At 77.0% G+C, this 9,892-nt stretch carries 9 protein-coding genes; 3 read left to right on the forward strand and 6 right to left on the reverse strand.

The window, feature by feature from the left end; genetic code table 11:
- From ACFW1A_RS33545 to ACFW1A_RS33560, 4 genes are all read right to left on the reverse strand, one after another.
- Positions 1 to 1,154: serine/threonine-protein kinase (locus ACFW1A_RS33545; RefSeq protein WP_380415754.1), on the reverse strand; the 1,154-nt coding region annotated here is incomplete at its 3' end.
- Positions 1,155 to 1,228: 74 nt separating this feature from the next.
- Positions 1,229 to 3,571 carry a protein kinase gene (locus ACFW1A_RS33550; RefSeq protein ID WP_380415756.1) on the reverse strand — a complete coding sequence of 781 codons (2,343 nt, stop codon included), beginning with the start codon at positions 3,569 to 3,571 and terminating at the stop codon, positions 1,229 to 1,231.
- A gap of 130 nt (positions 3,572 to 3,701) precedes the next feature.
- Positions 3,702 to 4,844 (reverse strand): YncE family protein, encoded by a 1,143-nt coding sequence (locus tag ACFW1A_RS33555; RefSeq protein ID WP_380415758.1) that lies wholly within the window; start codon positions 4,842 to 4,844, stop codon positions 3,702 to 3,704.
- A 94-nt stretch (positions 4,845 to 4,938) separates the two neighbouring features.
- Entirely contained in the window at positions 4,939 to 5,511 is a 573-nt protein-coding gene (locus ACFW1A_RS33560) for a heme-binding protein (RefSeq protein ID WP_380415760.1), read from the reverse strand.
- 307 nt (positions 5,512 to 5,818) lie between these two features.
- Here ACFW1A_RS33560 and ACFW1A_RS33565 point away from each other — a divergent pair, with 307 nt between their 5' ends.
- Entirely contained in the window at positions 5,819 to 7,096 is a 1,278-nt protein-coding gene (locus ACFW1A_RS33565; RefSeq protein WP_380415762.1) for a sensor histidine kinase, read from the forward strand.
- The gene (locus ACFW1A_RS33570; RefSeq protein WP_380415764.1) at positions 7,093 to 7,740 is read left to right on the forward strand and encodes a response regulator; all 648 of its coding nucleotides are present in this window, start codon (positions 7,093 to 7,095) and stop codon (positions 7,738 to 7,740) included. The genes ACFW1A_RS33565 and ACFW1A_RS33570 overlap by 4 nt, the downstream gene beginning before the upstream one ends.
- A gap of 7 nt (positions 7,741 to 7,747) precedes the next feature.
- Here the strand turns inward: ACFW1A_RS33570 and ACFW1A_RS33575 are convergent, their stop codons facing one another.
- Together ACFW1A_RS33575 and ACFW1A_RS33580 are read right to left on the reverse strand one after the other, a co-directional pair.
- On the reverse strand, positions 7,748 to 8,266 hold the full coding sequence (locus tag ACFW1A_RS33575) for an HPP family protein (RefSeq protein WP_380415766.1): 519 nt from the start codon (positions 8,264 to 8,266) through the stop codon (positions 7,748 to 7,750).
- Between the two features lie 101 nt (positions 8,267 to 8,367).
- On the reverse strand, positions 8,368 to 9,219 hold the full coding sequence (locus ACFW1A_RS33580; RefSeq protein ID WP_380415768.1) for an LLM class flavin-dependent oxidoreductase: 852 nt from the start codon (positions 9,217 to 9,219) through the stop codon (positions 8,368 to 8,370).
- A gap of 147 nt (positions 9,220 to 9,366) precedes the next feature.
- On the opposite strand from ACFW1A_RS33580, the gene ACFW1A_RS33585 reads away from it, so the two are divergent.
- On the forward strand, positions 9,367 to 9,789 hold the full coding sequence (locus ACFW1A_RS33585; protein WP_380415770.1) for a MarR family winged helix-turn-helix transcriptional regulator: 423 nt from the start codon (positions 9,367 to 9,369) through the stop codon (positions 9,787 to 9,789).
- Positions 9,790 to 9,892: the final 103 nt, after the last annotated feature.

The following is a 9,892-nucleotide window of genomic DNA, read 5'->3' on the forward strand; positions in this document are numbered from 1 at the left end:
GGCTCCAGGACCGCGGCCACCGCGCCGCCGGCCACCGCGACCGCGCCGCCGGCCAGGCCGAGCAGCAGCCGGCGCCGGCTCGGGCCGGTCGGGCCCGGGCCGGTGCTGTCGGTGGCGCGCCCGAGCAGCACGGTGCGGTCGGACCCGTCGTCGGCGGTCGGCGCCGTGCCGGCCGGTGTCGTTCCGGTCGGCGGGGTCGGCGCGGCCGGGGGTGTCGGCGCGGGGGCCGCCTGGGGCGTGGGTGTCGGCGCGGGCGGCGCCGGGGGCGTGGGCGCGCCCGTCACGAGCTGCGCCGCCGCCAGGACGTCGGCCATCAGCGGGGCCGGCAGCCAACTGCCCGAGGTGGCCGCCGGAGCCGTCTGCTCGATCGCGGCGATCACCTGACGCGGCGTCGGGCGCTGCTCGGGCCGCTTCTCCAGGCACCCGGCCACCACCTCGCGCAGCGCCGCCGGCACCGCGCTCAGGTCCGGCGCCGAGTTGACGACGCGGAACAGCAGCGCGTGCGCCGGCCCCTCCCCGAAGGCCCCCCGCCCGCCGGCCGCGTACACCAGCGTGGCGCCCAGCGCGAACACGTCGGTGGCCGGCGTCACCGCCTCGTCGAGCGCCTGCTCCGGAGCGAGGAAGCCCGGCGAGCCGACGACCACGCCGGTGGCCGTCAGCGCCGTGCCGTCGGCCGCGCGCGAGATGCCGAAGTCGATGACGTGCGGACCGTCGGCGGCCAGCAGCACGTTGGCGGGCTTGAGGTCACGGTGGACCAGGCCCGCCGCGTGGATGCCCACCAGGGCCTCGGCGATCCCGGCCGCGAGCGTGCCGAGCGCCGCCTCCGGCAGCGGCCCGTGGGCGTCGACGGCCCGGTGCAGCGACAGGCCGGGCACGAAGGCCGTGGCCATCCAGGGCTGCGGGCCGTCCGGATCCGCGTCGACCACCGGAGCGGTGAACGCGCCGGACACCGTGCGCGCGGCGGCGACCTCGCCGCGGAACCTGGCCCGGAACCGCTCGTCGTCGGCGAGTTCGGGGCGGATCACCTTGACCGCGACGGTGCGCCCGCCGGCCGAGCGGCCCAGGTACACCGTGCCCATGCCGCCGGCGCCCAGACGCCCCAACAGGGTGTACGGGCCGATGCGCCGCGGGTCGGTGGGATCGAGGTGCCGCATGGTTGTCCTTTTCCGAACGTGGACCGGTGGAGTGGTGACCCGGGAGTCCTGGTCCGGGTCCGTCCTGCGAGGTGTCAGCCGCGGGTCGCGCCCAGCGCGACGAGTTTCCCGGCGGCCCCGTTGTTGTCCGCGAGGTAGACGTGCCCGTTCCCCGCCGCCCAGGCGGGCTGCGGGCCGCCGGCCGCACCGGCGACCCGGTAGCGCCACCGGGCCGCGCCGCTCACCGCGTCCACCGCCCACAGCACCGACTTCGACAGCAGGTAGACCGCGCCGTCCGCGCACTGGAGCCGGATGTTCCCGTCGGCCCCCGCGCCCGGCACCGTGACCTGCCAGCGCACCGCGCCGGTCCGGGCGTCCAGCGCGTGCAGCAGCGCGACCTCCGGCAGCGGCTCGGCCACGAAGACGACGCCGGAGGAGGCGTCCGCCGCCACGCCGCCGAACCCGCCGTAGCTGTGCTCGTTGCCCGGGAAGGTCCACAGCTGCTGCCCGGTGGCCTGGTCGAGGCCGGTGACGACGCGGCCGGCGGCGAGAACGAAGGCCGGGGCGGCGAACCCGACGGTGTTCGCGGCGGTCGTCGACGGCCAGGGCTGCTGCCAGCCGGCGGCACCGGCCTTCGCCGGGTCGAGCGCCTGGACGGTGCCGTGCGAGGTGTCCGCGAAGAGCAGCGGGGCCCCGGCGCGCGGCACCAGGAGCCGGCCGGTGGCCCCGGCCGGGTGCGCCTCCCAGCGGACCTGGCGGCTGCGCACGTCCACGGCCAGCACGTAGCCGGCCACGCTGCCGGTGCCGTCGCCGGAGCCGTACAGGTAGAGCACCCCGTCGAGCACCCCGGCCGCGTAGTTCACCATGTGGTGGCTCATCCTCGGCAGGGACCAGCGGACGGCGCCGGAGGCGGTGTCGATCGCGGTGACCACCAGGTTGCCCGGGGTGGGGGAGTCCCAGCCGGCCGTGTAGAGCACGCCGGCGTCGACGGCGCCGATGTCGCCCGAGCCCGGGTCGGTCGCGAAGATGCCCACCGGTCCCCAGGCGGGCTGCCCGGAGCCGTCCAGCGCGCGGACGGTGCTGGTGCCGAGCGTCAGCACCGCGTTGTCGGCGACGGCGACCTGGCGGATCACCTCGGTGAGCGGGGCGGTCCAGACGGGCGCGGCCGTGGGGGCGCTGATCGGGCGCGGGCCGGAGGCGTCGGCGGCCGGTGCACCGGAGCCGTTGGTGACCGTGCCGCTGCCCAGACGGCTCAGCAGCAGGCCGGCGCCGGTGAGCACGACCGCGCCGCCGACCAGCGCGGAGACGACGGCCCGTCGGCCGGGGCCGGTGCTCGGGGCGTGAGCGGTGTGAGCGGTGTGAGCGGTGTGAGCGGCGGGAGCGGCGGGAGCGGCGGGACTGGTGGGGTCGGCAGTGGAGGCGGGGTCGGCCGGGACGGTGGGGTGCTCGGGGCGCAGCGCGAGCGTGGCGTCCGCGAGCGCGGCGTCCGGCGGCGCGCCGGGCTCGGTGGGCCCGTCCGCGAGGGTGGGCACCGGCTCGGCCGCCGGCTCGGTCGCCGGGTCGACCGTCCTCGCCCGCACCGCCGTGATCGCGTCCGTCAGCGCCGCGGGCAGCCAACTGCCCGGCAGGGCCGGCGGAGCGGAGCGTTCGATCGCGTCCACCACCTGACGCGGCGTCGGCCGCCGTGCCGGGTCCTTCGCCAGACAGGCCGTCAGCAGCTCCCGCAGCGGCTCGGGCACGCCGGTGAGCGCGGGCGGGTCGTTGACCACCCGGAGCAGCACGGCCGGGACCGACCCGCCCCCGAACGGGGCAGCGCCCGAGGCGGCGAAGGCCACCGTCGCACCGAGCGAGAAGACGTCGCTCGCGGCGGAGATCTCCCCGCCCAGCGCCTGCTCCGGCGACAGGTAGCCGGCACTGCCCAGCACCACTCCCGTCGTGGTGAAGGACGTCCCCTCGACGGCGCGGGAGATGCCGAAGTCGATCACGTGCGGTCCGTCGAGCGCGAGCAGCACGTTGGACGGCTTCAGGTCGCGGTGCACCAGGCCGGCCCGGTGGATGCCGGTCAGGGCCTCGGCCAGCCCGGCGGTCAGGGCGACCAGCGGCGCCGCCGGCAGCGGTCCGTGCTCCCGGACCGCCCGGTCGAGCGGCACCCCCGGGACGAAGGCGGTCGCCAGCCACGGGCTCGCGGCGTCCGGGTCGGCGTCGACCACCGGAGCGGTGAAGGCCCCCGAGACGGTCCGGGCCACGGCTATCTCGCGCCGGAACCGGTGCGCGAACTCGGTGTCGCCCGCGAGCTCCGGCCGGATCACCTTGACGGCGACGGTCCGGCCGCCCCGGGACCGGCCGAGGTACACGGCTCCCATCCCGCCGGCGCCCAGTCGCCCGAGCAGGGTGTACGGACCCACGGTGCGCGGGTCCGAGGCAGCAAGGCGGTCCACCACAACTCCCCCTGTGTGCGGCCGCCCCCGTTGGCCCGCCGCTGCGGCGACTGCACCCTAGCGCAGTGCGGACCCGTCCAGGAGCGCGGCGGGGCGGCTCACCGGGTCCACCCCGGGGCCTGACGCCCGGTCAGCGAGTCGCCGGGAGGACGGCGACGGCCAGCGGTCGGTGGCCGACCGGCAGGCGGGTCACGGCGGCGGTGCGGACGTCCACGACGCTGAGACCGTCCCACCCGCCGTCGCGGGTGTAGCCGCCGGCGACGTAGGCCGTGGCGCCGTCGGGGGAGGGGGTGACGGTCTCGTGCGGGCCGGAGAGCGGGACCAGCCGCTCGGAGCCGTCGGGCGCGCGGACGGTGAGCGAGGGCCCGCGCTGCCGGTCCGGGTCGACCGGGCCGGTGCCGACCACGAAGAGGGTGCCGTCGGGCCCCAGGGCGGCACCGTGCTGGTGGGTGTCGGCCGTCATCGGTTCGATCCGCACCCGGCCGCTCGCCGGGTCCACCACCGCCAGCCGCTCGCCCTCGAACGGGAGCAGCAGCGCGCCGTCGGCGGGTCGGACCACGGTGTAGTGGGGTTTTCGCCAGGAGCCGAGCCCGCCCGCCGTGCCGTAGGGCGCGACCTCGATCCGCCGAGTGCGCAGGTCGGTGGTGTCGACCACGGTGACGTCGAACGAGTCGTGGCCGGTCACGTAGACCTGCCGGCCGTCCGGGGAGAGGTCCACGTCGAACGGGCGGCGGCCGACCGGCGCGGTGGCGACGACCGCCCGCGTCGCGGTGTCGATCACCTCCAGGGCGCCGTTGCGACCGGGGACGTTGACACCGACGTAGACCCGCCGCCCGTCCGGCGCCAGCGCGATGCCCAGGCCGCCGCCGCGGTACTCGCCGGTGGTGACCGGGCCGGTGGGGGTGGTGTACGGGATCAGCGCGGTGCGGACCCGGGCGCGGGTGTCCACCACGGCCACGCCCTCGGCGGTGGCCACCCAGGCGGTGCCGTCCGGGCCGACCGCCACGCCGTAGGGGGCGGTGCCCACCCGGACCGAGCCCAGGTCGGCCGCCGGGGCGGGCCGGCTCGGGTCCACGAAGGTGACGGTGTCGGCACCGAAGTCGGTCAGCAGCAGGGTGGCCGGGGTCGGGGCGGGGGAGGAGGGGGCGGGCGCGGCGGTGGACGGGGTCGGGGCGGGCGCCGCTTCCGGGGCGGCCGCGGGCTGACAGCCCGTCAGCAGCGCGACCACTGCCGCGAGGCCGGCCAGGGCGGAGGTGACGGGGCGTGCGGTCATCGTGGCTCCTCGGGCGGGCCGGCCTCGCGGCGGCTGGGCGGACGGGTGGACGGGCGTACGGGCCGGGCGGGCCGGCCCACCGTCCGTCGACGGGTCAGCGGCCGTTGCTGATCGCGGCCAGGCCGGCCCGGGCGAACTGCTCGTCCAGGTCGCCCGACGGGGCGCCCGCCACGCCGATCGCGGCGATCGGGGCGTTGTCGTGGTCCACCGGGGTGCCGCCGGCCAGGAACAGGGTGTGCGGGATGTCCTTCAGCTCGGGGTTGGCGGTCAGGCGCTTGGCCAGCTCCGAGGTGGGCGCGTTCCAGGAGACCGCGGTGTACGCCTTGGCCACCGCCGACTCGTAGGACTGCGGGCCGGCACCGTCGCCGCGCAGGGTGACGAGGGTGGTGCCGTTGCGGTCCACCACCGCGACGCTCACGTGCTGGTTGCCCTTCTGCGCCGCGTCCAGCGCGGCCTGGGCGGCGCGGGTGGCGGCGTCGACGGACAGGTGGTCGGTGGTGACGGTCGACTTGTCCTTCAGCGCCGCCTGCACCGCGGTGGCCGGCGCGGCGGCGGCCGACGGCGACTCGGCGGAGGCGGACACCGCGCCGACCACCCCGGTGCCGATCACGGCGACGGCGGCGGTGGCGGTGACGACCTTGGCGCGGGTGGAGAACGTCTTCGGCATGGCGGGGCTACTTCCTTTGCTTCGGATTGCTTCGGTTCGGGCCGGTGTGCTTCGGGCCGGTTCGGTTCGGTTCGGTGAGGTGCGGTCCGGTGCGGTGCCGGGAAGCCGGTGGCTCCTGCGCCGTGCCTCCACCCTCGCCCCGGCGCGGCTGCCGTACGGTCGGCGTACCGGCTGGCTCCGGCGCGCCCGACGGCCGACCCCGGGGTCATCCGATCGGTTGACCCCGGAGTCCGCCGCACAGGGTGAGAATGAAGGTGTTTGCCCAGTTCAGCGCCGTTCCCGGCGCGATGCGGAGAGGACCCCTCCGATGCCGCCGCCCGCCGCCGCGCGCGACGCCCGCCTGCTCGCGTACGTGATCCACCTGTCCTTCTTCCTGTTGCTCGGCTCGGCGCTGGCCCGCTTCGTCCAGCGGCACTCGGGCGAGTCGCAGGCGCCCGCCGTGCTCGCGCTGGCCGCGGCGCTGGCGGTGCTCTACGTGGTCGGCGCGGTCCGCGGGCAGCGCGGCGCGGGAACCGGGCCCGCCGGACAGTTCGCGCCCGGGCCCGGCCGCCCGCCGCTGCCGCAGTTGCTCTGGCTCGGCGCGCTGGTGGCCACCTGGGCGGTGCTGGTCTCGCTGGCGCCGAGCTTCTCCTGGTGCGCGGTGCCGCTGTTCTACGCCACGCTGCGCACCCTGCCGCCGGTGCCCGCCCGGCTGCTGCTGGGGCTGCTCACGGTGCTGGTGATCGTGGCCCAGCTGCGGCTGGCGAACCGCTTCGACCTGGACCTGGTGGTCGGCCCGCCGGCCGTGGCGCTGTTGGCCACCGCGGTCTTCACCCAGCTCGACAACCAGTCGGCCCGGCAGGCCGCGCTGATCCGCGACCTGGTCCGCACCCGGCGCGAGCTGGCCGCCACCGAGCGGCGCGAGGGCACCCTGGCCGAGCGCCAGCGGTTGGCGATGGAGATCCACGACACGCTCGCGCAGAGCCTGTCCAGCCAGCACATGCTGCTGCAGGCGGCCGACCGGCTCTGGACGGCGGACCCGACCCGGGCCCGGGACCACGTGCGCACCGCCACCGCGATCGGCGAGCGGAGCCTGGCCGAGGCCCGGCGGTTCGTCCATGACCTGGCCCCGGCCGACCTGGCCGACGGCGGCAGCCTGGAGGCCGCGCTGCGCACGCTCGCCGCGCGCGAGTCCGGCGAGCAGCTCGCGGTGGAGTGCCACGTCGAGGGCGCGTCCGGCGTCGCGCCGCTGCCGGACCGGGTGCAGTCCGGCCTGCTGCGGGTGGCCCAGGGCGCGCTGGCCAACGTGCGCGAGCACGCGGGCGCGGCCCGGGCCGCGCTGACCCTGACCTACCTGGACGACCAGGTCCGGCTGGACGTCGCGGACGACGGCCGCGGCTTCGACCCGGCCGCCGTCGAGCGCGCCGCGGGCGCCGCGGGCACCGGGGGCGGCGGGGTGCGCGGCCACGGGCTGCCCGCGATCCGGGCCCGGGTGCGCCAGCTCGGCGGCACCCTCACCATCGAGTCGGCGCCCGGGGACGGAACGGTGCTCTCCGCCGCCGTGCCGCTGCACGCCGCCGCGATCGAGGAGGTCCCCGCGTCATGACGCCCGAACCGGTGCCCGGCAGCGTGCGCCTTGTGCTCTGCGACGACCACGCCGTGGTGCGGGCCGGGTTGCTCGCGCTGCTCGGCAGCGCCGACGGCATCGAGGTGGTGGGCGAGGCCGGCAGCGGGGCCGAGGCGGTCGCGCTGGCGGCCAGGCTGCGGCCGGACGTGGTGCTGATGGACCTTCAGCTCGGCGAGGGCATCGACGGGATCGAGGCCACCCGCCGGATCACCGCCGAGGGTGCCGGCGCGGTGCACGTGCTGGTGCTGACCACCTACGACACCGATGCCGACATCACCCGCGCGATCGAGGCGGGCGCCACCGGCTACCTGCTGAAGGCGGAGCGCCCGGAGGAGCTGTTCACCGCGATCCGCAGCGCGGCCGCCGGGCGCACCGCGCTCTCCGCACCGGTGGCGCACCGGGTGATGGCCCGGATGCGCAGCCCGCGGCCGGGGCTGACGCCGCGTGAGCGGGAGATCCTGGCGCAGTTGGCCAAGGGGGTGTCCAACCGGGACATCGCCAAGGCGCTCTTCCTGAGCGAGGCCACGGTCAAGACGCACCTGGGCCGGATCTACGCCAAGCTCGGCGTGGACACCCGGGCCGGCGCGGTGGCCGTGGCGAAGGAGCAGCGCCTGCTGGAATGACGGCGCGTCACCAGGAGGTCGGGTACCGCACCGGGTGCGCCGCGATCCGGCCCGGCAGCAGCCCGATGGCCACCAGCAGTGCGGTGGCGAGGGCGAGCAGCGGCAGGAACGGCAGTGGGTGCGGCGCCTGCAGGACCACGATGACCGAGGTGGCGGCGGCCGGCGAGTGCGACAGGTGGGTGAGCATCATCGCCCCCAGGGCCAGCCCCGCCGCCACCGCCGCGCCCCAGCCGGACCGGCCGGTCACCGCCAGGGTGGCGAAGCCGATCACCGCGGCCAGCAGGTGGCCGCCGACCAGGTTGCGCGGCTGCGAGAGGGGCAGCGTCGGCGCGCCGTGCACCAGGGCGGCGCTGGCGGCCAACGGCGGGATCAGCAGCGGCTCGTGCAGCAGCAGCCCGACCCCGACCAGCAGCACGAGCGCGCCGATCGCGAAGGCGGTGGCCCGCAGCACGTGCAGCGGCTGCGGGCGGGGCGTGGTGCTGGGCAGCACGGGCGAGACGGGCGGCACGGGTGGCACGGGTGGCATGGGCGGACTCCGGGGTGGCAGGACTCCGGAGATCCTAAACAAACTGTTGAAGCAGCTGCCTGGGCGTCTCACCGCGCGGCGGGTCGGGATCGGCGGCCGGCTCAGCCGGTCAGCCCGCCCAGCAGGTCGGTGTGCACCCACCCCAGTGCGTCCAGCAGCTGGTGCGGGTCCAGCGGCAGCCAGAGCGAGACCATCGACAGGCCGGCGGCGCCGAGCCGGCCCAGTGCGTCGACCAGTTGCGCGGTGCCGGCCCCCGGCTCGGCCAGCGGCCGGAGCGGGAGCGGCACGGCGGGCCGGTAGCCGGGCGGGACCAGTGTGCAGACGGCGGACAGGGTGAGCTCGGCCGGATCCCGGTCGAGCTCCTCGCCCAGCGTCGCGAGCCGCTCGCGGACGGTGCGGACGTCCTGCTCGTCCACCCCGCTGCCGTGCCAGCCGGTGCCGAACCGCAGGGCCCGGCGCAGCGCGGCCTCGCTCCGGCCGCCGACCCAGACCGGCGGGCCGCCCGGGGTGCGCGGCCGGGCGGCCGGCGGCTCCGGGGCGTCGTCGGACCAGAGCTCGCGCAGCGCGGCCAGGTAGGCGTCGGTGCGGCGACCGCGGTCGTGCACGTCCAGGCCCAGGGCGGCGAACTCGCGCTCGTCCCCGCCGGTGCCGACGCCGAGCGCGAAGCGGCCGCCGGAGAGCACGTCGAGGGTGGCCGCCTGTCCGGCCACCAGCAACGGGTGGCGGTAGGGGAGTACCAGCACACTGCTGGCCAGCCGGATCCGGGAGGTCGCGCCGGCCACCGCGGCGAGCAGGGTGAGCGGCTCCAGCCCGGAGCCGGTGGTGGGCAGCACGTGGTCGGACATGGTCACCCAGTGCAGGCCGAGCTGCTCGGCGCGCAGGGCCGTCTGCAACGCCATCGCGCCGCCGGCGGCCGGCCAGCGGGGCGGCGCGAGCGAGATGCCCAGCTGCATGGTCGGTACCGCCTCTTCGTCCGGCCGGTGGTGAGGCCACCTTAGAACGCGGATGACGGTCCGTCGGGCGGTTGCCGGAGCCGTGTCGGGGCCTCCTGCCAGGTATGTTGTAGTCGGCAACCAGTTGGGCCGAGGCAAGGAGAGTCGGTGTCCGGGCGGGACGAGTCGATCGAGACCATCCAGCGCGAGCTGACCGCGTTCGCACGGCGGGCCCGGCACAAGGCCTCGCAGATGCACCCGGACCTGTCGCTGGTGATGTACAGCATGCTCGACCTGCTGACCGAGCGGGGCGGCTGCCGGGCCGCGGACCTGGCCGCCTACTTCATGCTCGACAAGTCGACGGTCAGCCGGCAGGTCCGCGCCCTGGAGCAACTCGGCTACGTGAGCCGCGAGGTGGACCCGGAGGACCACCGGGGCCAGATCCTGCGCCCGACCGGGTCCGGGCTCGCGCTGCTGCGGGAGGCCCACGAGATGCGCCGGTTGGCCTTCACCGAGCGGTTCGAGGACTGGACCGACGAGGACATGGCGCGGCTGGCCGGGTACCTGGTGCGCTACGGCGCGTCGGAGTAGCCGGGAGCGCCGGGCGGGCGGGGGCGCCGGGCGGGCGGGAACGGAACGCGGGCGTGGGCGAACGCGGGCGGGAACGGAACGCGGGCGGGAACGGAAAGCGGGC

Source organism: Kitasatospora sp. NPDC058965 (assembly GCF_042741245.1).
GTDB lineage: Bacteria > Actinomycetota > Actinomycetes > Streptomycetales > Streptomycetaceae > Kitasatospora.

What these genes read in the sequence shown, in the direction of transcription:
- ACFW1A_RS33560 (WP_380415760.1), bottom strand. Translation starts at nt 5,511, where the DNA reads ATGCCGAAGACGTTCTCCACCCGCGCCAAGGTCGTCACCGCCACCGCC.
- ACFW1A_RS33570 (WP_380415764.1), top strand. Translation starts at nt 7,093, where the DNA reads ATGACGCCCGAACCGGTGCCCGGCAGCGTGCGCCTTGTGCTCTGCGAC.
- ACFW1A_RS33555 (WP_380415758.1), bottom strand. Translation starts at nt 4,844, where the DNA reads ATGACCGCACGCCCCGTCACCTCCGCCCTGGCCGGCCTCGCGGCAGTG.
- ACFW1A_RS33565 (WP_380415762.1), top strand. Translation starts at nt 5,819, where the DNA reads ATGCCGCCGCCCGCCGCCGCGCGCGACGCCCGCCTGCTCGCGTACGTG.
- ACFW1A_RS33580 (WP_380415768.1), bottom strand. Translation starts at nt 9,219, where the DNA reads ATGCAGCTGGGCATCTCGCTCGCGCCGCCCCGCTGGCCGGCCGCCGGC.
- ACFW1A_RS33575 (WP_380415766.1), bottom strand. Translation starts at nt 8,266, where the DNA reads ATGCCACCCGTGCCACCCGTGCCGCCCGTCTCGCCCGTGCTGCCCAGC.